The following is a 26,138-nucleotide window of genomic DNA, read 5'->3' on the forward strand; positions in this document are numbered from 1 at the left end:
AGAAATTGTTAACAATAAAACACTTATAACAATCTTTCTAAAAACGAACTTTTTAACGTTTTTTTTAACAGATCACCGATAAAAATTCAAGCTTTTTTTAAAGTTCTTATTTATTCCGACAGAAAATTGCGTAACAAGAACTCCGTTGACGGATCATGTGCATTAATTTTTTCTTGATTTATCTCTTCTAAAATTGAATTTGCCAATTGTTTACCCAGTTCAACTCCCCATTGATCATAACTAAAAATATTCCAAATTACTCCTTGAACAAAGATCTTATGTTCGTATAGAGCAATTAATGACCCTAAGGTTTCCGGTGTTAAGGAATCAATTAAAATCGTATTGGTCGGTTTATTCCCGTCAAATACTTTAAAAGGTAATAAATAATCCGCAAAATCTCCGGTAATTCCCTGCTTTTCAAACTCTGCTTTCACCTGTTTCTCTGTTTTACCCATCAACAAAGCTTCTGTTTGTGCAAAAAAGTTGGACATCAATTTGTTGTGATGATCTGTATCTCCGTAAAGCGATTTTTTAAAACCGATAAAATCAGTCGGGATCAGTTTCGTACCTTGATGGATCAATTGAAAGAAAGCATGTTGAGAATTAGTTCCCGGTTCGCCCCAAATGATAGTTCCGGTCTGATAATTTACCGGATTTCCATCTCTTCCGATGCTTTTTCCGTTACTTTCCATAATCCCCTGTTGAAGATAAGGTGCTAATTTTTGTAAATATTGGGTGTAAGGAATCAAAGCTTCCGTTTCAGCTCCGAAGAAATTATTATACCAAACGCTTAATAAGGCTAAAACTACCGGTATATTTTGTGAAAACTCAGCCGTTTTAAAATGAGTGTCCATTTTATTAGCTCCTTTTAACAGTGTATCAAAATTATCATATCCTACACCTAAAGCTATGGATAGTCCCACCGCACTCCAAAGCGAAAATCTTCCTCCGACCCAGTCCCACATCGGAAAAATATTATCTTCAGCAATACCAAAATCTGTTACTTTTTGAATATTGGTCGAAACGGCTACGAAATGTTTGGCAACATCTTCTTGTTTGGCAGATTGCAAGAACCAACTTCTTATTGTCTCAGCATTAGACAATGTTTCCTGAGTCGTGAATGTTTTAGAAACAATAACAAAAAGAGTTGTTTCCGGATTGACTTTCTTTAAAACTTCCTGAACATGATCACCATCAACATTAGATACAAAATGAACATTTAAGTGATTTTTATAATATTGTAAAGCTTCAACCACCATAGCCGGTCCTAAATCAGATCCGCCTATCCCTATATTCACTATATCCGTAAATGCTTTACCCGTAAAACCTTTTATACCTCCCGTTATCACTTTGTCGGAAAAAGTTTTAATTTTCTCTTTAACTGCAAAAACTTCCGGCATTACATTTACGCCATCAACTAAAACAACATCTTCTTTATTAGCTCGTAAAGCTGTATGAAGAACAGCTCTTTTTTCGGTCCGGTTAATTTTTTCACCTCCGAAATAGCTTTCAACAGCCTCTTTTAAACCTACTTCATTTGCCAAATCTAAAAGCAATGCCAATGTTTTTTCATTGATCTTATTTTTAGAATAATCCACTAAAAACTTTTCCCATTTGATATGGAATTTTTCGGCACGTTTTGAATCTTCCTGAAACATTTCCTGCATAGAAACATTATACATTTCAGTAAAATGTTCTCTGATGTTTTGCCATGCAACCGTACCTGACGGATTAATAGATTGTAAGCTCATTATTCTTTAAATTTAACTTTTAAAATGCTGTCTAATTCTTTTCTGAACGGTTTAATATATTCTATATATTTCAACCTGTCTTTTTCTGCCATAGGTTCTGCACTTGGCAATTGTACTTTAAAAGGATCTACCTGTACTCCGTTTTTCCAAAAACGGTAACATACATGTGGTCCTGTTGCTAAACCTGTACTTCCTACTTTCCCGATGACTTGTCCTTGTGCAACGTACTCTCCTTTTTTGACTAAAATTTTAGACATGTGAAGGTACTGTGTGGAATAAGTTGCATTGTGTCTTATCTTTACAAAATTACCATTCCCGGAAGTATAGCCTGCTCTCGACACCACTCCGGCTGCTGTTGCCTTAATCGGTGTACCATGCGGAGCAGCATAATCCGTTCCGTTGTGAGCTTTCCATCTTTTTTGTACCGGATGGAAGCGTTTCCCTGAAAATTTTGAGGATATCCTATAATAATCTAAAGGCGCTTTTAAAAACATACTTTTTAATGCCTTTCCCTCTTCATCATAATAACTATATTCTCTTTGTCCCGGCTTTAATTTATATGGAAAAGCATAAAAATCTCTTCCTCTGTGCTGAAAGTACGTTGATTCAATATGGTCAATTCCTGCATAGATAGAATCTTCTATAAAATTCTCATAAAGTGTTACGGCGAACTTATCTCCTTTCTGAATTTTAAAGAAGTCAATGGAATAAGCATATACACTGGCCAGTTTGGGCGCTAAAGAAGCGCTTACTCCTTCTCTATCTAATGTTTCAGACAATGAGCCTTCTATCTCTGCTGCAATTGTTCTTTTTTTAATAGAAAGCGGTCTTTTCTTATTAAGAACTGCAACAGAATCTCTTAGATCAATTACGGTATAGTGTATCTTATCTTTTACATATATAAAAGCTTTCAGGTCGTTTTGCTTTTGCTTATCAAAAAGTAAAACATAGGGCTTACCGGCTTTCATTCCTCGTAAATTAAAGGAATCTCTGATCTTTTCAGTCAGTTGATGTACATTCATACTATCCGGAAGGACATAATTCTGTAGTAAGGTACCGAACGTATCACCGCTTTTAATTGTATCGTTTACAACATGAAAATCATTATATACAAATCCGTATCTTTTAATTACAGGTTCTGCATTTTCAATTTTCTCTTCTTGTTTTTCTTCTTTCTTATTTTTAGTATCACATGCTATTACAGCAGTAAGTAACAGCAATAGAGATGTTAGGTATTTCAATTTAAACTCTTTTTCACATTAAACATTTTCGCCCCACTTATCCAATTCTTCTTTGGTCCACAGCTCCGGAAAGAAAATTCTTTTTTGGTATTTCGGCAGCATGTATTTTTTCCAATCACTTCCTCCGGTTGCTTCTCCATTCCCTTGTGAACTTTCAATGTACTTCACCGCAGTCCGAAAATGCCCCATTACCCAAGTAATATTAACCGTTTTATCATAATGCCTCATTGCTTCTACCAAATCTTCATTCTGCTGATCTTCAAGAGGAAGTTGTTTAAACTTTCGCCAAACATTGATTGTATTATATTCCTCCATAAAATCAAGAAATTCTTTTTTATAGCGTTTCTCAAATTGTTGAATCAGATAAGACTTCTCTCCTGTTTTATAATCCTTCCGGCTGCCTGCCAATACAAATGTTCAAAAGCATGCTCATACGGTGTATTTCTGTCAATTGTTGCTCTGAAGCGGGCATCTATAAGATTAATAAGATCTGTAGATGCAAATTCAATCAAACGATATTGCGCACTCTGGAATCCGCTTGCCGGTGTTAATGTATTCCTGAACTTCAGGTATTGATCCACCTCCATTCCGTCTGTCATAATATCAAAAGAGGTCGTTAACATGTCGAAATAACGACTGATACGACCTAATTTCTCAGTAAAATATGCTGTAGACGGAAGTTCTGTATGACACAATTGATCTATTTCCCACAAGATCATTTTAAACAACAGTTCATTGATCTGGTGGTACATAATAAATACCATTTCATCGGGCAACGTTGTTCTTTGTGTTTGTAAATTTAGAAGTGCATCTGTTTGTATATAATCCCAATATGTTATGGGTTTTGACCATAACAATCCTTCCAAATGCGTTTCCGTATTTTGATTGATTGCCTTAAATTTTTTTTCTAAAGCCTCTATCTTATCCTGATAAAGCGTTTCTGTATTCATGAATTAATTTTCAACTTTAATTTTAAAAGAATTTTTTAGTCCTTTAAAAGCTTCTAAATCTGCCTTTAAGGATCCTACTGCCAAACTGGCTTTTATACGTATCGGAATTCTATTTTCATCATTTGATATCCAAACCGTTAAGCTTTCTTCTTCCTTAAAAACGCGACCCGCTTGTACATAAGGTCTGAAGACTTTACACGGAACCGTTCCAAATTTAGTTTTTAAATCTTCATTACCAATATATTTTAACTTAAACTTAAACGTTTCGTCGTCAAAAAACATATCAATAACAATTGATTCTCCGACTTTTAGATTATCGAGCTGCGGATGATTTCTTAAGAAATAAAATGAGGAAACAATATCCTGAACATTGTCAGGCACAGAAAACGTTTTTTCGGTATCTTTTTTATAATCTTTTACCAGAACGGTATTTCTATTCTGATTGAAGTAGCCTATCTGGTTTTTAGTATAGCCGCCTTCGTCTATCTTTCTTATAAACTGATACGGCTTTCCGGTTTCCTTATCAAAATAACTTTGGTAGTCGTCTTCTACTTTAAAGAAAAGTTTCGCCATCCCTACAGTCCAACCTTTCCCTACTACATGATGTACTTTTTTATTGCTTCTGGTTGCTTCTTTGATTTCAAGAGTAGCATAACCGGCATTAATCATTCCATAATGTATCCGCAACTTGAACCATTCTCCCGTTTGAAATGCTTCTTCATTTTGTACAAAAGAATTTGTCGTAACAAAAATTAAAAGTAAAAGGGCTATTTTTTTCATTTGTCAGCTTTTTAGTGAGTGTCTAAATTATAACAATCACATAACCTACTCATTACCAATGTGTAACTTTTCTGTTGTGATTAAACACACTTGAAATGCAATTTCTGTTCCAAAAATACTAAAACAAAAAAACCCAGTCAAAATTAATGACTGAGTTTTTTATGCTATTAACCAACCAAAAACTATAAATTATGAAAAATTATCTGCAAAAAAACGAACATATCGTCCCTTTTTTTGCGAGTGCAAAGGTAATTACTTTTTAAATTTTTCTTTATGAAAAATAAACTTTAACCTTTTTAACACATTATTTTCAATACTTTAGGTTTAAAAATTGATTACTTTATAATAAAAATCAGTTTTTATAATGTACCTCTCAAAGCCTGTTCTCTTTCAATAGATTCAAAAAGTGCTTTAAAGTTTCCTGCTCCAAAGCCTCTTGCTCCCATTCTTTGTATAATTTCAAAGAAAAGCGTAGGTCTGTCTTCAACAGGTTTTGTAAAAATCTGTAACAAATATCCTTCTTCATCGGCATCAATCATAATCCCTAAGCCTTTTAACGTTTCTATATCTTCTCTCAATTCATGAGAGTGCTCTTCCAAACGCCCCGGAACTGCTTTGTAATATTCTTCCGGCGGAGTTGTTAAAAATTCCACACCTCTTGAACGCAATGCTGATACTGTTTCAATAATATTATCTGTTGCTACGGCAATATGTTGTACTCCTGCCCCTTCATAAAAGTCAAGATATTCTTCAATCTGTGATTTTTTAATTCCTTCTGCCGGTTCGTTAATCGGGAATTTAACACGTCCGTTACCATTGCTCATTACTTTACTCATCAAGGCAGAGTATTCAGTATGGATCTGAGTATCATCAAAAGATAAGAAATTCTCAAAGCCCATTACATCTTCGTACCATTTTACCCAGGTGTTCATTTCACCCCAACCTACATTTCCTACCATGTGATCTATGTATTTTAAACCTACCGGCTCCGGATTATATTGTGTTTTCCATTCTACAAAGCCCGGCATAAAAGTACCGTTGTAATTTTTGCGCTCTACAAACATATGAACAGTCTCTCCATAAGTATAAATACCTGCTCTTACAACCTCCCCGAATTCATCTTTTTCAACAGTAGGCTCCATAAATACTTTTGCCCCTCTTTTTGTTGTTTCTTCAAAAGCAGAACGCGCATCTTCCACCCAAAGAGCCACTACCTTAACACCATCACCGTGTTTTACAATATGCTCATTGATAGGCGATTTACTATTTAGCGGTGTTGTCAACACTAATCTGATCTTATTTTGTACCAAAACATAGCTCACCTCATCTCTTGATCCTGTTTCTAATCCTTTATATGCTAAAGATTGGAAGCCAAAAGCCGATTTATAAAAATGAGCGGCTTGTTTTGCATTTCCTACATAAAATTCAACGTAATCAGTTCCTAAAAGCGGAAGGAAATCTTGTGCTCCTTCAAATATTTTTTCCAGTCCGTATTCTACGGATTTTACTTCTTTTGCCATGATAATCTATAGTTTGTGTGTTATTTTAGGTCAATGACCTTATGTGTTTATTTAATAGTTTTTGTTTTCCAACGAAAATTAGTCCAACCAAGATTGGTAATACTTCTCATCTGCTATTTTCATAGCATCTTCCGTAACCATTAAAGGTTTAAAAGTATCTACCATAACTGCTAACTCCAATGTTTCTTTTTTCCCGATACTTCTTTCGACTGCTCCGGGATGCGGACCATGTGGAATCCCTGCCGGATGCAGTGAAATATGTCCGGCTTCAATATCGTTACGGCTCATAAAATCACCATCAACATAATATAGTACTTCATCACTATCAATATTGCTGTGATTGTAAGGCGCCGGAATAGATTGCGGATGGTAATCGTACAAACGCGGAACGAATGAACATATTACAAAAGCGTCTGTTTCAAAAGTTTGATGGATTGGCGGCGGAAGATGAATTCTTCCCGTAATCGGTTCAAAATCATGAATTGAAAAAGCATACGGATAATTGTAACCGTCATACCCCACTACATCAAAGGGATGTGTAGCATAGACCATATCAAAGATCTCATCTCTTTTCTTGATTTTGATAAGAAAATCTCCTTTTTCGTCATTGGTTTCTAATTCTTCGGGGCGACGTATATCGCGCTCGCAAAACGGAGAATGTTCTAAAAGTTGCCCGAACCAGTTACGGTATCTTTTAGGAGTATAAACCGGACGATGAGACTCTACTATAAACAGACGATTATCTTCTGTATCAAAATCTATTTTATAGATCATCCCTCTCGGAATAACTAAATAATCACCATATTTAAAATCCAGATTTCCTAACATGGTTCTCAGCTTTCCGGTTCCTTTATGAATAAAGATGACCTCGTCTGAATCCGTATTCTTATAGAAATAATCTGTAGTAGATTTTTTAGGCGCTGCCAAAACAATATGACAGTCAGAATTTGTCAACACAATCTTCCGGCTCTCCAGAAAATCATCTTGTGGTTCCACCTGAAACCCTCTCAAGCGATATGATTGAATATTATTAGATTTCGCGATTTTTGGCGCAACATCATATTGCCCTTTTATCTCTTTTACTTGTGTAGGGCGGTGTTCATGGTACATATTGGTTGACATTCCGTCAAATCCAATAGTACCGAAAAGTTGTTCGTAATACAAATCACCATTTTCTTTTCTAAACTGAACATGGCGTTTGTGTGGAATTTTTCCTAGTTTGTGATATATCGGCATCTCTTCAATTTTTTAAATTAAACAATGTAGTATGTAGCAATTTTCATTGTTACACTGAATAATTGACAAATTGAATTTCTCACTCAGGATTTCTCTTGATGAGGAATTTTAAATGAGATAATAAATTTTTCCAATACAAATTCATGATATCACAAATATAGGGAAATATTTTTGAACATTTCTAAAAATCAGAACCAAAAACCAACTGTAAACCATGTGAAATGATCTCGGGTTTCGGGTGCCCAGGAATGTTTTATTTCAATAGGCCCTATGATTGTTTCAAGTCCATATCCAATTGCATAACCTGTATAAGCAGGCTTTTTCAACCAATTATCGACATCTTGGAATAAATTGTTACCAATGTTAGCAAAGTTTCCGGTAAAATTCAAATGATGTTTTCTGTAAACTTCCACATCCAGCGTTGCACTGCTTTTTACATAACTGTCACCCATTAAACTTACAAAATCATATCCGTAAAACGGTCTGAAGTTAACGATCGGCGCAAAGCCATACCCTCCTAAAACAAAATCAAAATAATTTATTGATTTATCTCCGACTTTAAACCCTCCTTCGCATTGCAGTTTAATAGTTGCTTTTTTGTAAAATGTTTTAGCAAACCCCATATCGGCTTTAGCTATGGTAAAATTTTGGAAATTATCGGGATCGTCCGATGAATAAATAAACGATTTTAACTCTCCGTTAAAATACCAACCTCTTTTAGGGAAATACCTGTTGTCAAACGAATCATATTTGGCATAGCCAAAAACAGAAAAATAATTGTTATCTTCAAAAACCGGATTGGTATTACCAATATTTTCAGATTTGATTTTTAGGAACTTCAACTCGCCGCCGCCGCCTATGGAAAATTTTTGAGCGAAAATGGTTTGCAAATAGATCTGATTACTAATATCTGTAAAATCAACATTAATTGAACTCAACCCTAAATCTGTCAAGGTTAAGCCGTTGTTAAAATCATTGGGTATATTCCTGTTGAAACTTATCATTTTAGAATTAAAACCAAAACTCCAATAAAAACCGTTGTCTATATAATAATTCAAATTATAGCGAACATTATCCCCAAAATAAAATCAAACGAAAAAACATCATTCTTTGTTAAAAATTTCTTCTTGGTATAATTGATCAAAATAGAACTTTTCAATAAATCATCGTAATGCAATCCGAACTTTAAAAACGTTGTTTTCTCTTTTTCCTGTAAAAACAAATTGAATTGTTTAGTCCCTTTTATCGATCCTTTTGTAAAATTATAATTGATGGTTTTAAAGTTTTGAGTTGCATTCAAGTTATCAATTCCTCTCACAATATCATCAAAACTAATTTTAACATTGGTCTTAAACTTTAATTTTCCTCTTACGTATGCCCTGGTAAAATCCTGCAATTGATTAATCTCAATATCAGAAACCACTAAAGAATCCATCACTTTTAAGGGTTCCCTGTAAATCGGTTTTTCGGGAACTAACTTTACCAATTCTTTTTCTTTAATAGTAGCGGCCTCAATTCCTTTCAAAATAATATTATACCCTTCATCAAATGACATCATATTGTAATTACGGATATCCGGTTTAATATAAACATCGGTCAACTTTCTTTTGTTTTGCATTTTCTGAATCATTCCCAGATTATTGACCTGTAACAAAACACTAGAAGCGCCTTTTAAATCCTCACGTGATTTTAAACCATCTTGTACATCTACCCCAATAATGATATCCATACCTTTTTCACGCAACAATTCTACCGGGTAATTGTTAACAATTCCTCCGTCGATCAACAATTTTTCGTCTATTTCAATAGGATTGTACAATGAAGGTATTGCGCCACTGGCAATGATAGCTTGAGGAAGGCTTCCGGAATCTAAAATCACTTCTTTTCCGGTCTCTACATTAGTTGCAATACAGAAAAAGGGAATCGGTAAATCTTTAAAATCCTGAATCCCGCAAACATTAAAGGTCAACCTCGACAACAAATTATAATTATAAAGCCCTTTTGAAAGCGCTGTAGGCAAGCCTAATCTGAATTTATCGAACGGGAGCGTGATCGCATAGATCTCATCATTTCTTTTTTCGTAGAAGTTCTTTGCTCCTCGTGGAATATAGTCCTGGATCAAAGCATCTGTATCTACGTTACTGAAAATAGAATCTAATTGTTTAGCAGTATATCCGGAAGCATACAAGCCCCCTATGATAGCACCCATACTGGTACCACCAATGTAATCAATTTTTATACCGAGAGAATCTATGACTTTTAAAACGCCTATATGGGCTAAACCTTTGGCTCCACCACCACTTAAAACCAATCCGATCTTAGGGTGTTGCTCTTGATTTGTCAAATTTTCCTCTTGTGCTAAGCTGGCTGGGGCGAGAAATAGTAGGCTTATCAACAAGAAAATATATTTCATTCTTTTTTAGGATTCAATGTTTTGTAAAATTCGGAAATTTTTTTGGCTTTTGAAACTCCTACAACCTCAGAAATTTGCTTTTCTGAAGCTGCTTGCAATCTTTTAACACTTTTGAAATGCTTTAGTAACGTAATCATCGTTTTTTCACCGATTCCCGGAATCGTTTCCAAAGAAGTCTGTAAGGCCGACTTGCTGCGTTTATCTCTGTGATGCGTAATACCGAAACGGTGCGCTTCGTTACGCAAATGTTGTATGATCTTTAAGGTTTCCGATTTTTTATCGAGATACAACGGAACGGGATCTTCCGGATAAAACAACTCTTCCAATCGTTTAGCGATTCCTATGATGGCTATTTTGCCCCTCAATCCCAGATCATCCAAACTCTTCAGAGCCGATGACAATTGCCCTTTTCCTCCGTCAATGACAATAAGTTGAGGCAACGGTTGGTTCTCATCCAGTAAACGCTTGTATCTTCGGTATACCACTTCTTCCATAGAGGCAAAATCATTGGGGCCTTCAACGGTTTTGATATTAAAATGGCGGTAATCTTTTTTACTCGGCTTTCCGTCCTTAAAAACTACACAGGCCGAAACCGGATTGGTTCCCTGTATATTAGAATTATCAAAACATTCTATATGTCTCGGTTCTACAGAAAGCCGTAAGTCTTTTTTCATCTGCGCCATAATACGATTCGTATGCCGATCAGGATCAACAATCTTGATTTGTTTCAATTGATCTAAACGGTAATGTTTGGCGTTGCGCTCTGATAGATCGAGAATCTGTTTTTTATCTCCTAATTTAGGAACGGTTACTTTTATAGTTTCTCCTAAATCTACTTTAAACGGAACGATGATCTCTTTAGAAAGTAAATGAAAACGCTCTCTTAGTTCCACAATAGCTAATTCTAAAAGTTCCTGATCCGTCTCACTCAATTTCTTTTTTAACTCTAACGTATGTGAACGAATGATAGCACCGTGCGATATCTGCAAGAAGTTAACATAAGCCATAGTTTCATCAGAAACTATTGAAAAAACATCGATATTGGTAATCTTCGGATTTAAAATCGTTGATCTGGCCTGATAGTTCTCTAAAACTTCTATTTTATCTTTTATCTTCTGCGCTTCCTCAAATTTCATCTCTCCCGCCAGTTCCAGCATCAGGTTTCTAAAATCTTTCAGGCTCTCTTTGAAATTTCCTTTTAAAATCTCTCGTATTGCCTGTATCTGGTCTTGATAATTTTGTAAAGTCTGATAACCTTCGCAAGGACCTTTACAATTTCCTATATGGTATTCCAGGCACACCTTGTATTTTCCGGAATCAATATTTGCTTTTGACAGATCATAGTTACAGGTTCGCAACGGGTACAGTTCTTTGATCAGATCTAAAAGTGTATGAACTGTTTTACCACTGGTATACGGGCCAAAATATTCCGAACCGTCTTTAATCATTCTTCGGGTCTGAAACACTCTGGGAAAAGGTTCGTTTTTAATACAAATCCACGGATAACTTTTATCGTCCTTCAGTAATACATTATAACGCGGCTGCAATTTCTTAATTAAATTGTTCTCTAAGAGCAAAGCATCCGTTTCTGTAGGGACTACAATATGTTTAACCGAAACAATTTTTTTAACCAAGACCGTTGTTTTATAATTATCATGATGCTTGGTAAAATAGGATTGAACTCTTTTTTTAAGGTTTTTAGCCTTACCAACATATAAGATCTTTCCGTCTTTATCAAAATATTGATAAACCCCCGGACCATCGGGCAAAGTTTGTATCTGAAGTTCAAGTGGCGTTTGCATGACACAAAATTACAAAATCAGCTTTAGGATTTACCAATTAAATTTTTACTTTTAGGCACTTAATACGTTATGTGATTGATATGGAGTCATTAAAACCGTTAACCCTTTTTGGCGAAAGCATTTTAGCCGGCGAAAGCAAAACTATCAGTATGGAAATTGCGAAACTTCATACTATGAATAAGCTGAAAGTGCCTATTATCATAGAGCGCTCTAAAGTTCCCGGACCAACAGTCCTTTTTTCGGCAGGGCTTCACGGCGACGAGATCAACGGAACGGAAACCGTTCGCCAGATGATCATAAAAAAACTCAACAAACCAAAACGCGGCACAATTATTTGTATTCCCATTATCAACATTTTCGGTTTTGTAAACCAAACGCGTGAATTTCCAGACAAACGTGACCTGAACCGTGTTTTCCCCGGAAGCAAAGGTGGTTCTCTGGCCAGTCGTTTCGCTTATTACATTGTAAAAGAGATCTTACCGAATGTAGATTATGTAATTGACTTTCATGCCGGAGGGGCTCAACGTTTTAATGCGCCTCAAATCCGCATTGAACAAGGGAAATCTGAATTAAAAGAACTGGCTGAAGTTTTTCATGCTCCTTTTACTTTATACTCTAAGAACATTTCGGGTTCATTCAGAAACACCTGCGACAAACTTGGCGTTAAAATGTTACTTTTTGAAGGAGGAAAATCACTTGACCTAAATGACGACATAACAAACGAAGCTTTGCAAGGTTCTAAACGTTTTTTAGAACATTTAGACATGTTAAACCCGAAGAAGAAAGCCTCAAAACCGCCACATTCATCTATTTATATTCAAAAATCGAACTGGATCCGAGCTAAATATTCAGGCATGTTCCATGGCATAGCCCAAATAGGCAGTTTTGTAAAAAAAGGAGACATTCTGGCTACGATTTCAGATCCTTACGGTAAAGTAGAACACAACGTTAAATCTCCTAATAACGGCTATCTGATCAATGTGAATCACACTCCTTTTGTATACCAAGGAGATGCTATTTTTCATATCACAACAAGTCTGGACACCTAACATTTGTCATGTTCTTTATTTTTTTAAAGCAGTACCTTTGTCAAAATTTTAGGTATGCAATTCTGGAAAAAACTTACTCAAGAACAACGCCAACAGAGGATTCAACTGGCTTTACAGCAAAATGTCAACTTTTCAAAGGATGCTTCTTTAGGTTATCCTGCCTCAAAATTAGACAGTCGGGTATTTAATGACGATGCTCCTTTTCTAAAAGATGCTCCGACATTGCAAACCTATGTTGCTAATCCTAACAACATCGGTTGCCATACTTTCGGAACCTCTGAAAAAGCTTTCAGCGGTACTCAGGAGATCGAACGAGAAGTACTAAACGTAATTGCCGTAGATATTTTTAAAGCCAAAGAAAACGAATTTGACGGTTATATTGCTCCGGGAGGAACAGAAGCAAACATTCAGGCACTTTGGATCTTTCGTAATTATTTCTTTAATACCTATAATGCTAAACCGGATGAAATAGCTATTTTATCTTCTGAAGACACTCATTATTCTATTCCGAAAGGTTCAAACCTTCTTCAGGTAGAATGGCTAAAGATCCCTGTTGATTTTAATACAAGAGAAATCCAAAAAGACCAACTGGAACAAATTGTAGAAAATGCTATTCAAAACGGAAAGAAATACTTTATGGCAGTGGCTAATATGGCTACTACCATGTTCGGTTCTGTTGATGATCCGGATATATATAGTACGGTTTTAGAAAGACATAATGTACCCTATAAATTACATATAGACGGCGCTTACGGCGGGTTTGTTTACCCATTCAGTAATCCGAATTCCAACATCAATTTTTCTAATCCTAAAATTAGTTCTATTACTATTGATGCTCACAAAATGTTGCAGGCTCCTTACGGAACCGGTGTTTTTATTTGCAGAAAGGGTTTAATTGAAAATGTTCTGACCAAAGAGGCCGAATATGTTGAAGGAATGGATCTGACACTTTGCGGAAGCCGTTCGGGGGCTAATGCCGTTGCGGTCTGGATGATTTTGTTTACGTACGGCGCTTACGGTTGGTACGAAAAAATCAGTGTTCTTCAAATGAGAACTCAATTTTTATGTCAGGAACTGGATCAACTTAACATTGAATATTTCCGCGAACCTTTTATGAATCTGGTGACCATTCATTCTGAAAACATTCCTGAAACTATAGCCGAAAAATACGATTTGGTTCCGCAGCAACATAACGAACACAACAAATGGTATAAAATTGTCTTAATGGATCATGTTGAAGTAGAACATTTAACTACTTTTATAGCAGATTTGAAAGCGGCTATAAATGGATAAAAAAGAAGTACGAAAAAAGAGTAAAGAAGCACGAAAAAAACTTTCTTCAAACGATATTGAAGAAAAGAGTTTAGCGATAGCTAATAACTTATTACAACTGAATATATGGGACAAGACGTATTATCATCTCTTTTTACCTATTGTGGAACATAAAGAAGTGGATACTGAATTTATCTTGCAAATCTTAGCCGGAAAAGACAAGGAAACCGTTGTGTCAAAAAGTGATTTTGAAACCCGAAGAATGACTCATTTTTTATTGACTGATGCTACACGAATCAAAAAAAACGAATACAATATTCCGGAACCTGTTAACGGAATTGAAGTCCCTGTATCTAAAATTGACGTGGTCTTTGTTCCTTTATTATCCTTTGACAAACAAGGACATCGTGTAGGTTACGGAAAAGGCTTTTATGATATTTTCCTAAGTGAATGCAAACCGGATGTTATTAAGATCGGGCTTTCGTTCTTTGAACCGGAAGAAAAAATTAAAGACATTCTGGAAACAGATATGAAACTGGATTTTTGTGTAACGGATAGTAAAATTTATTCCTTTTAAGAAGAATTTTTATCCGACAAGCTCTTATTTTTCTTCAATACCGGCAGTAGCAGCAAGCGTTTTTTCTTCTTTACTGCCTCCAAAAGCTCTTTTGTTAAAAACGATCAAAATTCCAACGCCCACAGAAATAGCAACATCTGCTACATTGAAAATAGCATTGAAAAATGTAAAATATTTACCGCCCCAGATGGGCAACCATTCCGGCAAATTACCTTCCCAAATAGGAAAATAGAACATGTCTACCACTTCTCCGTAAAACCATTTACCGTAAGGATCTTCAGAAAACAGCGTTGCCACCTGATGGTAACTATCGTTAAAAATGACACCGTAAAAAACAGAATCAATGATGTTTCCTACAGCTCCTGCCAAGATCAATGCAATAGCGACAACTAAGTAATTTGAAGCTTTCTTTTTCACAGAATCCCATAACCACCAACCGATACCAAAAACGGCTATTATACGAAAAACTGTTAATGCCAACTTTCCGTAATCTCCGGGAATTACGGCTCCCCAAGCCATTCCTTCATTCTCAATAAAATGAATCTGGAACCATTCCCAACCTAATACTTTAACGGATTCTCCTAAATAAAAATGGGTCTTGATATATATTTTGGATACTTGATCGATTATAAGGACTAAAAAAACTAAAATATAAGCTTTCTTTAATGACATATTCTTGAATTTGAGCTGCAAAAGTACTGAAATTTCTACATTCCTATTTTAAAAACGAAAAAAAGTAATTTTATTGAATTAACCACTTATTTTAGCCTAATTTTAACTTTTCTATTTACTAAAAAAAATTCCAAACTCTTCCTGCTCAACCTCGGTTAAGTCATTGGGAGTCTGGAATCTTTCCCCTAAATCGGGAATTTGTTTGTATTTTATCGTTGCAAATTTTTTGCTTCGATACTCATAGTGGCATGAGGAACAATTTTCAAACGCTCCTTACCAATTAATTTCCCTGTTACTTTACAAACACCATAAGTCTTGTTCTCAATTCGAATCAAGGCATTCTTTAAATCGCGGATAAACTTTTCCTGACGTATGGCTAACTGAGAATTGGCTTCTTTAGACATGGTTTCGCTTCCTTCTTCAAATGCTTTGAATGTAGGAGACGTATCGTCTGTTCCGTTATTCAAATCATTCATGTAAGCACTCTTAATCAAATCTAAATCTGCTTTCGCTTTTTCGATTTTGGCTAAAATCAACTCCTTAAATTCCGCAAGTTCAGCATCGGAATATCTTACTTTCTCGTCTACCATAATTTCGATCATTTAGAAATTAATACTATTGTTTTCAAATCATCAAACTCAATTTCCGTACCATTTTCTATTTGGTCCACAAAAACAAGTTCGTTTGTTAAAGTTTCGGACTTGATGTAACCTTCATTTGCTTTAACAGCTTGTTCAATCTGATCGTTTTTTAGCAATTGAACTTTAATCTTATCGGTAACTTCAAAACCAGAATCTTTTCTGATATTTTGAATTCTGTTCACCAGCTCTCTTGCTATACCCTCATTGCGCAGAGCATCCGTAATGGTAATGTCAAGTGCTACTGTGATACCATTTGCATTGGCTACTAACCATCCCGGAATATCTTGTGACGAAATCTCTACATCTTCGGTTGTTAAGTTAATACTTTTTCCTGAAATGTCAAGCGTTATTTCACCTTGTCGCTCTAATGTATTGATCTGCTCCTGAGAAAAACTCTGTATTTCTTTGGAAATCAACCCCATATCTTTACCGAAACGTGGTCCGAGTGCTTTAAAATTAGGTTTTATCTGTTTTACTAAAACCCCTGAAGCATCATCCATTAATTCCACTTCCTTAACGTTTACCTCCGCTTTAATCAAGTCTGAAACAGCTTCAATTTCAGCTTTAAAAGCAGCGTCAAGCACAGGAATCATAACCCTTTTCAACGGCTGACGTACTTTTATCATCTCTTTTTTACGCAATGACAAAACTAACGACGAAACAGTTTGCGCTTTCAACATTCTGCTTTCCAAAGATTTATCAACAAACTTTTCAACATATTTCGGAAATTCCGCCAAATGTACACTTTCAAAAGCTTCAGTTTGTGTCGTTAAAGTTAAGTCTCTGTAAAGTTTATCCATAAAGAACGGAGCCACCGGAGCTGAAAGCTTAGCTACCGTTACTAAACATGTATATAGCGTTTGGTATGCTGCGATTTTATCCTGTGCATATTCACCTTTCCAGAAACGACGACGACATAAACGAACGTACCAGTTACTCAAATTCTCCTGAACGAAGTCAGAAATAGCTCGAGTGGCTTTTGTAGGCTCGTAATCCGCATAACATTCATCTACAAATCGGATCAACGTGTGTAACTCTGATAAGATCCAACGATCGATTTCCGGTCTTTCTTCTAACGGTACTTCTGCCTCAGCATATTTAAACCCATCGATATTAGCATATAACGCAAAGAATGAATAGGTATTATACAGGGTTCCGAAGAACTTACGACGTACTTCTCCTACGCCCTCCAGATCAAATTTTAAATTATCCCACGGGTTAGCATTGGAGATCATATACCAACGTGTAGCATCCGGTCCGTATTCGGCTAAAGTAGTGAACGGATCGATCGCATTTCCTAAACGCTTCGACATCTTTTGTCCGTTTTTGTCTAACACTAAACCATTTGACACCACATTTTTATAGGCTACACTGTCAAAAACCAACGTTCCGATAGCGTGTAACGTATAGAACCAACCACGAGTTTGATCCACTCCTTCCGCAATAAAATCAGCCGGATAGGTTTCGTGCTTGTCTATATATTCTTTATTTTCAAAAGGATAGTGCCATTGTGCATAAGGCATAGAACCGGAATCAAACCAAACATCGATCAGATCAGATTCACGCTTCATTGGTTTTCCTGAAGGTGAAACTAACACAATATTATCAACCACATTTTTATGCAGATCCACAAGATCATAATTGGTTTCCTCCATATTTCCGATTTCAAATCCTTTATATGGATTCTCGGTCATGAAACCGGCTTCAACCGCTTTTTCAATAGCATTGAACAATTCTTCTACCGAACCGATACAAACTTCTTCTGTTTTGTCTTCTGTTCTCCAAATAGGCAATGGAATTCCCCAATAACGAGAGCGTGATAAGTTCCAGTCGTTTGCATTTTTCAACCAGTTTCCGAAACGTCCTTCTCCGGTTGCCTTAGGCTTCCAATTGATCGTTTCGTTCAATTCGAACATTCTGTCTTTTACCTCAGTTACTTTAATGAACCAAGAATCTAACGGATAGTATAAAATAGGTTTATCGGTTCTCCAGCAATGCGGATAACTGTGTACGTATTTTTCAACTTTGAACGCTTTATTTTCTTCTTTTAAACGAATCGCTATTTCAACATCAACTGACTTCTCAGGAGCTTCACCATCATTATAATATTCGTTTTTCACATATTTACCGGACAGATCCCCTAACCCAGCTACAAACTTACCTTGTAAGTTAACTAGCGGAACGGGGTTGCCATTTTCGTCTAAAACTAACATTGGCGGCACTTCCGGAGTAGCTTCTTTGGCTACTTTAGCATCATCTGCACCAAAAGTTGGCGCCGTGTGAACAATACCTGTACCATCTTCTGTAGTAACAAAATCACCAGAAATTACGCGGAACGCATTTTCAGGATTTTGATATGGTAAAGCATAAGGTAATAATTGTTCGTATTTGATACCAACCAGATCAGCACCTTTAGCTTCAGCAATAATTTGATAAGGTATTTTTTTGTCTTCCGGCTTATAGTTTGCAAAATCTTCCTCACTTTCAGCCACAAAGAATTTTCCTCCGAATTGTTTTCCAACTAATGGTTTCGCTAAAACTACATTGATTGGCTCAAAAGTATATTGATTGAAGGTTTTTACTAAAACATAATCAATTTTTGGTCCAACGGTTAATGCTGTATTACTTGGCAACGTCCAAGGTGTTGTCGTCCAAGCTAAAAAATGAATGGTTCCGAAACCTTGTAAAAAGTCAGGCAACGTTGCTTCAACTGCTTTAAATTGAGCTACAATCGTCGTATCGCTTACATCACGATACGTTCCCGGTTGGTTTACTTCATGCGAAGACAATCCGGTTCCGGCTTTTGGCGAATACGGCTGAATGGTATATCCTTTATACAATAGGTTTTTATCGTAAATCTGTTTTAGCAACCACCAAACGCTTTCCATATATTTGGGTTTATAGGTCACATACGGATCTTTCATATCTACCCAATAGCCCATTTTTTCGGTCAAATCGTTCCAAACGTCTGTATAACGCATCACTGTACGTTTACAGGCTTCGTTGTATTCGGTTACTGAAATTTTTGTTCCGATATCTTCTTTGGTTATACCCAATTCTTTTTCGGTTCCTAATTCTACCGGAAGTCCGTGGGTATCCCAACCTGCTTTACGTTTAACCTGGAATCCTTTTTGTGTTTTGTAACGACAGAAAATATCTTTAATAGAGCGTGCCATTACGTGGTGTATTCCCGGCAATCCGTTTGCGGATGGCGGTCCTTCGAAAAACACATAATGCGGATTTCCCTCGCGTGACGTCACACTTTTTTGAAAGATATCGTTTTGTTTCCAAAAATCTAAGACTTCCGTTGCCAGATTAGGCAAGTCAAGTCCTTTGTATTCAGTAAATTTTGTACTCATTTTGTCGTTTGCTTAAATCGATTTGCGAAAGTAAGGATTTTTAATAAAAGAGAACAAAAAATAGGCTAAAGAGAGCTGATTTTTATCTGAAAACAGGAAATTTTAAGTCTTTTTTAAAATTTAAAAAGTTTGTTTCTTTAAATGTTATCCGAAAACTTCTTTTAGAACTTCTAAAGATTTGGGTTTCCGGAAGCCTTCGATATTAAAACTGTAATAGTCTACGATCATTTTAAGTAACTTTTGTCTTTGACTTCCTGAAAATACTTTTTGATCGTCTGAAAATCTCAGCTGAAGCAGTGTTTTAAAGAGTTTGGTTTCTTCTTCTGACAAGCAGGTAAGGGACTGGAAAGGCACAAAAATGCCTTCTGTCATTTCGAAAAAAGGTAAATCAACGTCTGATTGCGGATAAAATCCTAAATAGCGCGTTAATTGCAGCAAGGTGATCAAATGGAAATTAGAGACTTCATCATGCGAATCAAGCCATGTTAAGGCTGTTTCTAAAAACGTAAATAAGGTTTCATTTTTTCCGTCTTCTTTCAGCGCATGGTGCAGCATGTCTGAAAGAAAAAGTGTGATGGTCGTTTTATAAATATCCTGATGGATCGTTTGGTACGGTGTTTCTATCTGAATTTCTTTAAATCGCTCCAGTGTTCCTTTGTTTTTATGATAGGCTTCTATTCCTAAGATAGTCAAAGGCTGGAAAAATGAGCTTTTTTGCTGATTTTTTTTTCCGGTGAAAGCGTTGGCTATGAAATACGATTTCAAGCCATCGGAAACCGTCAGACATTTTACAATTAAGCTTTTTTCCTGATACTTTAGGGATGAGATAACTATTGCTTTCGTTTTGACCAGCATACAACAACTAACTACCTGATGATCATTACTTTTTTAACTGTAGTATCCATTCCGTCTTCGGTTGCTACAAAAATCATGTATACTCCCGATGCCACTCTGTGTTTCCCGAAGGCTGTTCCGTCCCACTCTATTGTTCCTCCGGCAGAAGTAGTTTCAAAAACCAGATTTCCCTCTATATCAGTTATTTTTACATTTGCTTTATCGGTCAAACCGGCTATTTTTATAGTTCCTACATAATTAGGTCGCACCGGATTAGGGTAAACATATACATTTTCCAGATCGTCACTTGGTTTAGTAGATGTCCCTAAAAAGGATACCATTCCTTTATCGGTTGCGAAAAATATCTCACCGGTAACTCCGTCAATTTCAATATCATTTACATTATTACTTGGCAATGGCGAATTATTCTTATTAAACTGATATATGGTTTGTTGTCCGTTTGAAGACACCAAGAACACTCCTCCGTCAGCTACAGAAATCCATTTTCTATTGGCTCCGTCTACCTCGATATCGATTAATGATTGCTGATAAAAAAGTTCTTGTGCCAGATCTCCTTCTTGTATCACAATATTATTAGTGGTCAGTTCTTCTTGCTGCAAAAATGTACTGACATTGTACAAAATCCTTAATCCTCTATACGTAATGATCCACAGCTGGTTATTATTATCAATCACGACCTTTCTAACATCGTTATCCGGTAAATTTGCTGTTTCCGTATCTAAAACAATATATTTATTGAGCGTTTCGTTATAAGCCAGCAAACCATCATTCAATGTAGGAAGCCATTTGGTTAAATTATTATCTATCGCCATACTTCCGTAACGACCGGTAGCAATATTTGTCAATACATTTGACAAATTATATGACTGCCATTGTCCACCGGCTCTCAACACTTTGAGTCCTCTGTCGACAAAGGCATTGCTCATCCATAAATTTCCTTCTCTGTCAAAGGCTAAACTATTGATCCTGATGTCTACATAATTAGGATTCCCACTTAATACAAGTGATTCTAATCCGTTTGACCCTGTGTTCTGATCGTTATACAGTGTAATGTTATCGCCGTTAATTTTTAATAGTCCCGAGAAATATGACGCGATGTAAACCTCATTTGCATTGTTCGGGTTTAAAATGATATCGCTTAACGATTTTGCCTGATAAACATCATCGTATGGTAGTAACTCCCAGCCGTCCTCTCCGGAATATTTGCTTACACCGAATTCATCTAACGGATAAGGGTTATATAATCGGGTGTAATCTCCGTAAACTGCCCAAAGATAATTTGGTGCTTTTTTTAGTCGAAAAATATAGTTTCTTACCGGCCCGTCCGGTGATAAGTTCTCAAACGAAAAAAGATTAGACAAAGAAGCCGAAAAAAGCCCGTTTGTCGCTGTTCCTATAAAAACATGATCGTTTACAACTGTTGCCGCTGTAAAAATCACTGAATAGTCAGGAATGTTTGTAACATGTGCTACTTGCAAAAACGAATCGTCTAAAACATAGACATTATTTTGAGTCGTGACGGTCAAATATCCCTCGTTTACTTTTAAAGTTAATCCTGCCTGATTATGATTGAGTATTTCTACAAAGCTACTTCCATTATATCTATAGGTTTTGGAATTTGTATTCATAGCCACCAATTGATTGTTAAATGTTGCTATACCATTCCAATAGCCTGTATCAAAAGTTTGCCATTGTGAAAAGTCATAAATAAAGGGATTGGTTACTGTTGCTTTGCGTATTCCGAATTCCTGTGTTGCCGCATACAACTCATTATTGTAAACGGTTGTCTGGTATACTTTGGTTTCTTCTCCTGAAGTACCGATAAAATAGGTGGAAACAAATTCATTGGTTGCCAGATTGAGTACTGAAATTCCGTAATCACATGAAATATATAATTTACCGTCGTATTCGTAAAAGCTGTTCACTCTTTTAACATTAGGAGCTACCGGAACTTCCTCTATTATATCGACCTTCGTTACAACTGTCCCATCATTGTTAACGATCAGCAACAAACCGTTTGAGTTTCCTGCAATAAACTTTTTAAAACTATCAGAGTAATAGATTGTCGTGATATCTTCAGGTTTAAATCCATTGACAGAATTTATCTGCTCAACGTTTGATAGTAGGAGATCTTTATAAAAAGCCGAAACTTCAGTGGTCGCATATATTTTATTTGTAGCAGAAGCCACATCAACAATTTCATTATAAGAAAAATATCCTTTCCACAACTGATTGTTCTGTGAAAAAGAAACCGTAACGGAAATTAATAGTGCAAAGGCAAAAAAGATATTTTTCATTTTTTAACTACTTTTTACAAATATAGTATAAACGAAGGAATAATAATTTCGGTATATAAAACATAAAAAAAGGTTCTCTATCGAGAACCTTTTATATATTATTAGTTTTTTTAAAGAAAACTATACAACTCCTTGTGCTAACATAGCGTCAGCAACTTTAACGAATCCGGCAATGTTAGCTCCTTTCACATAATCTACAAAACCGTCTTCTTGTTTTCCGTATTTTACACAAGCATCGTGTATATCTGCCATAATAGCTTTTAATCTTTCGTCTACTTCTTCTCTTGTCCAGCTTAAACGCAATGAATTTTGAGACATTTCAAGCCCTGATGTCGCTACACCACCGGCATTAGATGCTTTACCCGGAGAGAATAATATCTTCGCAGTATGGAACACTTCAATTGCTTCCGGAGTTGATGGCATATTTGCTCCCTCTGCCACACAGATACATCCGTTAGCTACTAATGCTTTTGCTTCTTCTCCGTTTAGCTCATTTTGGGTTGCACAAGGTAAGGCTACATGAACTTCAACCGGTACATTCCATGCTCTTTCATTAGGAAAAAACTGTACATCTTCAAATTTATCTGCCATTTCCTCAATTCTACCTCTTCTTTCATTTTTAAGTTCCTTTAAGAAATCTAACTTCTCAGTATGGATACCGTTAGGTGCATAAATATATCCTGAAGAATCAGAAGCTGTGACTACTTTTCCTCCCATTTGCAGTACTTTTTCTATTGCAAATTGTGCCACATTTCCAGAACCGGAAACCGCTACGATTTTACCATGAATCGTATCTCCTTTTCTTTTAAGCATTTCTTCAGCAAAATAAACAGCTCCGTAGCCTGTTGCTTCCGGACGGATCAACGACCCTCCGAAAGTGATTCCTTTTCCGGTCAGAACTCCTGTAAACTCGTTACGTAATTTTTTATATTGCCCGAACATATATCCTACTTCACGTCCTCCGACACCTATATCTCCGGCAGGCACATCTGTATCTGCTCCGATATGACGGCTTAACTCAGTCATAAAAGCTTGGCAAAATTTCATAATTTCATTATCTGATTTGCCTTTCGGATCAAAATCTGATCCTCCTTTACCACCGCCCATTGGTAAAGTTGTTAATGAATTTTTGAACACTTGTTCAAAAGCTAGAAATTTAAGAATGCTTAAATTTACCGAAGGGTGAAAACGAAGCCCTCCTTTGTATGGACCAATAGCTGAATTCATCTGAATTCTGTATCCTCTGTTTACTTGTGTTTGCCCTGCATCATCAACCCATGCTACTCTAAACATAACCACTCTTTCCGGCTCCACCATACGCTCCAACAGCATTTTGCCTTGGTATTTAGGATTAGCCTCAATAAATGGAATTACAGTTTCTGCAACTTCTTGCACTGCTTGCAAAAATTCAGGTTCGTTTGCATTACGCTTAGCAACCGTTTCAACAAAAGATTTTACACTTTCTTTCATCACTCTTTTTTGGTTTAGTTTTTATAATAAATCACAGTTTGTTTTTGTCCAACAAATATACATCTAATTATAAAAGTAGTTATTTTTTTGGCAAAATTTTATCAAATTGCTAATTACCCTGATACTCAGTTTTTTTTTAATATTTTTTAAAGAGAATTTTAATATTTTTTTTTGAAGTGTGCATTGTTTTTATATATTTGTCAGATAATAGAAAACTTTTAGTGATGACTAAAAAAATAAAACACCTACTGTTATTGTTATTTTTGGCTCCCCTTACCATTCAAGCCCAGTTTGGTTTTTCACATGAGATTGGAGCATTCGTTGGAGGAGTGGCTTTTCAGTCTGACTTTGGGGTTCGTCACGACTTTAAGACAAATGCCGGTAATACCGGTTTTGCAATCGGATTAGTTCATTATATGAACTTTTCTTATCGTGCTGAATGTAACTGTTACACACCGGACACTTATTTTAATGACCACTTTAAACTTCGTTCGGAGTTATCTTACAACAGCACTAAGTTAGAACACTTTGGTAAATGGGCTGATAAAAACAGTATTTTCGGAACGCAATTAGCGGCTATGAAAGGTGAAGCGAAAGTAACCGATATCGGTATGCAATTAGAATATTTTCCTTTGAGCATCAGAGAGTTTACAGCTACTGAAGGTTCATGGGCTCCATTCGTTGCTTTAGGTGCTCATTTCTCTATTTTCCAAAACAACACGTATTCTGAACTAGGCCCTTTAGGTTCTCCGTTAACTACCTATCCTGATTATTTACCGGATGGCTGGTCAACTGAAGGAGGAACAACTTGGTCTGTTGTATCATCTGTAGGTACTCGTTACAAATTAACTGAGTTATCCGATTTATTTGTTGAGTTACGTTGGCAATACTACTTCTCTGATTGGGTTGACGGTTTACGAAAAGATCCGGATATCTACAGTGAGAATAAATCTAACGACTGGAACTTGTGGCTTAATTTCGGATACATTTATTACTTAGATTAAAAAGATAAAAAATTGACTTTACATAAATAAAAAATGCCTTGAGAAATCAAGGCATTTTTTATGATATTATTTTTCTTTATCTTAAAGCTTGTTCTAAATCTTTCAATAAATCCTCGATATCTTCTACTCCGACACTTAGACGAACCATATCATCTGTAATTCCAACCTCAGCTCTTTTATCTGCCGGAATTGAAGCGTGTGTCATTAACGCCGGATGATTAGCTAACGACTCTACTCCCCCTAATGACTCTGCAAGTGTAAAAACCTTTACTTTTTCAAGAAAATGGATCGCATCTTCTTTTTTTCCGGAAACAAAGGTAAAACTTACCATTCCGCCAAAGCCACCTTTCATTTGTTTTGCTGCAATAGCATGGTTCGGGTGAGATTCTAAACCCGGATAATACACTCTTGCAACAGCAGGATGAGCGTTCAAATACTCTGCTACTTTTTGTCCGTTTTCACAATGGCATTGCACACGCAAATGCAATGTCTTAATACCTCTTAATACTAAATAACTATCCATAGGCCCTAAAGTTCCTCCGGTTGCAAATTGTGCAAAATGTAATTTTTCGCCTAACTCTTTATCTTTTACTACAAGAGCTCCCGCAATGACATCTGAATGTCCTCCCAAATATTTTGTTGCGGAATGCATCACAATATCCGCACCAAGATCTAAAGGACGTTGTAAATACGGCGTAGCAAAGGTGTTATCTACCGCAAATAATACATTAGGATATTTTTTAGTAATCTTAGCTATTTCCTCAATATCTGCCAACTTCATTAACGGATTCGTTGGTGTTTCAACCCACACTAATTTTGTATTCTCGTTTATTAAAGATTCTAAAGCTTCCAAATTCGTCATATCCACAAAGTGAAACTTGATCCCGAATTCGCTATAGATACGGCTGAACATTCTATACGTTCCGCCATATAGATCATCCATCGCTATTACTTCATCTCCGGGTTTTAACAATTTTAAAACCGAATCAGTAGCTGCTAAACCGGAAGAAAAAGCCAAACCTTTCGTTCCGTTCTCAATACTTGCCAAAGCTTCTTCTAACGCTGTTCTGGTTGGATTTGCGGCTCTACTATATTCATATTCCCCAACCGGTTTGCCCGGAGAAACCTGTGCAAATGTTGATGTTTGAAAAACAGGCGGCATTACTGAGCCTGTAACCTTTTCATGATGTTGTCCACCATGTATCGCTTTTGTGTTGAATTTCATATTTTCAAAATTTTAGGGTACAAA

17 protein-coding genes and 2 pseudogenes are annotated in these 26,138 nt (G+C 36.1%); 4 read left to right on the forward strand and 15 right to left on the reverse strand.

All coding sequences use genetic code 11. The features are described 5' to 3' along the window. Positions 1-110: 110 nt before the first annotated feature. The 8 genes and pseudogenes from pgi to uvrC all read right to left on the reverse strand — a co-directional run bounded on the left by pgi (position 111) and on the right by uvrC (position 11,693). Positions 111-1,751, reverse strand: coding sequence for a glucose-6-phosphate isomerase (gene pgi, locus DI487_RS06290; protein WP_109568875.1), 1,641 nt, complete (start codon positions 1,749-1,751; stop codon positions 111-113). Continuing rightward, positions 1,751-2,992, reverse strand: a complete 1,242-nt coding sequence (locus tag DI487_RS06295) for a M23 family metallopeptidase (protein WP_109568876.1) — start codon at positions 2,990-2,992, stop codon at positions 1,751-1,753. Before DI487_RS06295 ends, pgi begins: the two co-directional genes overlap by 1 nt. A gap of 18 nt (positions 2,993-3,010) precedes the next feature. Continuing rightward, a pseudogene (locus DI487_RS06300) lies at positions 3,011-3,942 on the reverse strand (tryptophan 2,3-dioxygenase family protein). A gap of 3 nt (positions 3,943-3,945) precedes the next feature. After that, positions 3,946-4,722, reverse strand: coding sequence for a DUF3108 domain-containing protein (locus DI487_RS06305; protein WP_109568877.1), 777 nt, complete (start codon positions 4,720-4,722; stop codon positions 3,946-3,948). Positions 4,723-5,081: 359 nt separating this feature from the next. Further along, on the reverse strand, positions 5,082-6,242 hold the full coding sequence (gene hppD / locus DI487_RS06310; RefSeq protein ID WP_109568878.1) for a 4-hydroxyphenylpyruvate dioxygenase: 1,161 nt from the start codon (positions 6,240-6,242) through the stop codon (positions 5,082-5,084). 78 nt (positions 6,243-6,320) lie between these two features. Then, on the reverse strand, positions 6,321-7,478 hold the full coding sequence (locus tag DI487_RS06315) for a homogentisate 1,2-dioxygenase (protein WP_109568879.1): 1,158 nt from the start codon (positions 7,476-7,478) through the stop codon (positions 6,321-6,323). 188 nt (positions 7,479-7,666) lie between these two features. Further along, positions 7,667-9,891, reverse strand: a pseudogene (locus DI487_RS16685) (patatin-like phospholipase family protein). Then, positions 9,888-11,693 (reverse strand): excinuclease ABC subunit UvrC, encoded by a 1,806-nt coding sequence (gene uvrC / locus DI487_RS06325; protein ID WP_109568880.1) that lies wholly within the window; start codon positions 11,691-11,693, stop codon positions 9,888-9,890. Before uvrC ends, DI487_RS16685 begins: the two are co-directional and overlap by 4 nt. 80 nt (positions 11,694-11,773) lie before the next feature. On the opposite strand from uvrC, the gene DI487_RS06330 reads away from it, so the two are divergent. Genes DI487_RS06330 through DI487_RS06340 form a run of 3 tightly spaced genes read left to right on the forward strand, consistent with a single transcriptional unit; the run spans position 11,774 to position 14,591 of the window. Continuing rightward, positions 11,774-12,742, forward strand: coding sequence for a succinylglutamate desuccinylase/aspartoacylase family protein (locus DI487_RS06330; RefSeq protein WP_109568881.1), 969 nt, complete (start codon positions 11,774-11,776; stop codon positions 12,740-12,742). A gap of 54 nt (positions 12,743-12,796) precedes the next feature. Continuing rightward, positions 12,797-14,035 (forward strand): pyridoxal-dependent decarboxylase, encoded by a 1,239-nt coding sequence (locus DI487_RS06335; protein WP_109568882.1) that lies wholly within the window; start codon positions 12,797-12,799, stop codon positions 14,033-14,035. Further along, the gene (locus DI487_RS06340) at positions 14,028-14,591 is read left to right on the forward strand and encodes a 5-formyltetrahydrofolate cyclo-ligase (RefSeq protein ID WP_109568883.1); all 564 of its coding nucleotides are present in this window, start codon (positions 14,028-14,030) and stop codon (positions 14,589-14,591) included. The genes DI487_RS06335 and DI487_RS06340 overlap by 8 nt, the downstream gene beginning before the upstream one ends. Positions 14,592-14,615: 24 nt before the next feature. Here the strand turns inward: DI487_RS06340 and DI487_RS06345 are convergent, their stop codons facing one another. The 6 genes from DI487_RS06345 to gdhA form a co-directional block, all read right to left on the reverse strand. Further along, the gene (locus DI487_RS06345; RefSeq protein WP_109568884.1) at positions 14,616-15,263 is read right to left on the reverse strand and encodes a lipoprotein signal peptidase; all 648 of its coding nucleotides are present in this window, start codon (positions 15,261-15,263) and stop codon (positions 14,616-14,618) included. 209 nt (positions 15,264-15,472) lie between these two features. Then, the gene (locus DI487_RS06350) at positions 15,473-15,853 is read right to left on the reverse strand and encodes a TraR/DksA family transcriptional regulator (protein WP_109570624.1); all 381 of its coding nucleotides are present in this window, start codon (positions 15,851-15,853) and stop codon (positions 15,473-15,475) included. Between the two features lie 8 nt (positions 15,854-15,861). Then, entirely contained in the window at positions 15,862-19,263 is a 3,402-nt protein-coding gene (ileS, locus tag DI487_RS06355) for an isoleucine--tRNA ligase (RefSeq protein WP_109568885.1), read from the reverse strand. A 144-nt stretch (positions 19,264-19,407) separates the two neighbouring features. Beyond that, positions 19,408-20,118 carry a DNA repair protein RecO gene (gene recO, locus DI487_RS06360; RefSeq protein WP_109568886.1) on the reverse strand — a complete coding sequence of 237 codons (711 nt, stop codon included), beginning with the start codon at positions 20,116-20,118 and terminating at the stop codon, positions 19,408-19,410. 11 nt (positions 20,119-20,129) lie between these two features. Next, positions 20,130-22,415, reverse strand: coding sequence for a type IX secretion system anionic LPS delivery protein PorZ (porZ, locus tag DI487_RS06365; protein WP_109568887.1), 2,286 nt, complete (start codon positions 22,413-22,415; stop codon positions 20,130-20,132). A gap of 120 nt (positions 22,416-22,535) precedes the next feature. After that, positions 22,536-23,885 carry an NADP-specific glutamate dehydrogenase gene (gene gdhA, locus DI487_RS06370; RefSeq protein ID WP_109568888.1) on the reverse strand — a complete coding sequence of 450 codons (1,350 nt, stop codon included), beginning with the start codon at positions 23,883-23,885 and terminating at the stop codon, positions 22,536-22,538. A 224-nt stretch (positions 23,886-24,109) separates the two neighbouring features. Here gdhA and DI487_RS06375 point away from each other — a divergent pair, with 224 nt between their 5' ends. Then, positions 24,110-24,889 carry a THC0290_0291 family protein gene (locus DI487_RS06375; protein WP_109568889.1) on the forward strand — a complete coding sequence of 260 codons (780 nt, stop codon included), beginning with the start codon at positions 24,110-24,112 and terminating at the stop codon, positions 24,887-24,889. Between the two features lie 76 nt (positions 24,890-24,965). Here the strand turns inward: DI487_RS06375 and DI487_RS06380 are convergent, their stop codons facing one another. Further along, positions 24,966-26,114 carry a cystathionine gamma-synthase gene (locus DI487_RS06380; RefSeq protein ID WP_109568890.1) on the reverse strand — a complete coding sequence of 383 codons (1,149 nt, stop codon included), beginning with the start codon at positions 26,112-26,114 and terminating at the stop codon, positions 24,966-24,968. Positions 26,115-26,138: the final 24 nt, after the last annotated feature.

It is taken from the genome of Flavobacterium sediminis (assembly GCF_003148385.1).
In the GTDB taxonomy this organism is placed as follows: domain Bacteria; phylum Bacteroidota; class Bacteroidia; order Flavobacteriales; family Flavobacteriaceae; genus Flavobacterium; species Flavobacterium sediminis.

Bases quoted from the DNA above. Each gene is read 5' to 3' on its own strand.
- pgi (WP_109568875.1), bottom strand. From the start codon at position 1,751: ATGAGCTTACAATCTATTAATCCGTCAGGTACGGTTGCATGGCAAAAC.
- DI487_RS06305 (WP_109568877.1), bottom strand. From the start codon at position 4,722: ATGAAAAAAATAGCCCTTTTACTTTTAATTTTTGTTACGACAAATTCT.
- hppD (WP_109568878.1), bottom strand. From the start codon at position 6,242: ATGGCAAAAGAAGTAAAATCCGTAGAATACGGACTGGAAAAAATATTT.
- DI487_RS06315 (WP_109568879.1), bottom strand. From the start codon at position 7,478: ATGCCGATATATCACAAACTAGGAAAAATTCCACACAAACGCCATGTT.
- uvrC (WP_109568880.1), bottom strand. From the start codon at position 11,693: ATGCAAACGCCACTTGAACTTCAGATACAAACTTTGCCCGATGGTCCG.
- DI487_RS06330 (WP_109568881.1), top strand. From the start codon at position 11,774: ATGGAGTCATTAAAACCGTTAACCCTTTTTGGCGAAAGCATTTTAGCC.
- DI487_RS06335 (WP_109568882.1), top strand. From the start codon at position 12,797: ATGCAATTCTGGAAAAAACTTACTCAAGAACAACGCCAACAGAGGATT.
- DI487_RS06340 (WP_109568883.1), top strand. From the start codon at position 14,028: ATGGATAAAAAAGAAGTACGAAAAAAGAGTAAAGAAGCACGAAAAAAA.
- DI487_RS06345 (WP_109568884.1), bottom strand. From the start codon at position 15,263: ATGTCATTAAAGAAAGCTTATATTTTAGTTTTTTTAGTCCTTATAATC.
- DI487_RS06350 (WP_109570624.1), bottom strand. From the start codon at position 15,853: ATGGTAGACGAGAAAGTAAGATATTCCGATGCTGAACTTGCGGAATTT.
- ileS (WP_109568885.1), bottom strand. From the start codon at position 19,263: ATGAGTACAAAATTTACTGAATACAAAGGACTTGACTTGCCTAATCTG.
- recO (WP_109568886.1), bottom strand. From the start codon at position 20,118: ATGCTGGTCAAAACGAAAGCAATAGTTATCTCATCCCTAAAGTATCAG.
- porZ (WP_109568887.1), bottom strand. From the start codon at position 22,415: ATGAAAAATATCTTTTTTGCCTTTGCACTATTAATTTCCGTTACGGTT.
- gdhA (WP_109568888.1), bottom strand. From the start codon at position 23,885: ATGAAAGAAAGTGTAAAATCTTTTGTTGAAACGGTTGCTAAGCGTAAT.
- DI487_RS06375 (WP_109568889.1), top strand. From the start codon at position 24,110: ATGACTAAAAAAATAAAACACCTACTGTTATTGTTATTTTTGGCTCCC.
- DI487_RS06380 (WP_109568890.1), bottom strand. From the start codon at position 26,114: ATGAAATTCAACACAAAAGCGATACATGGTGGACAACATCATGAAAAG.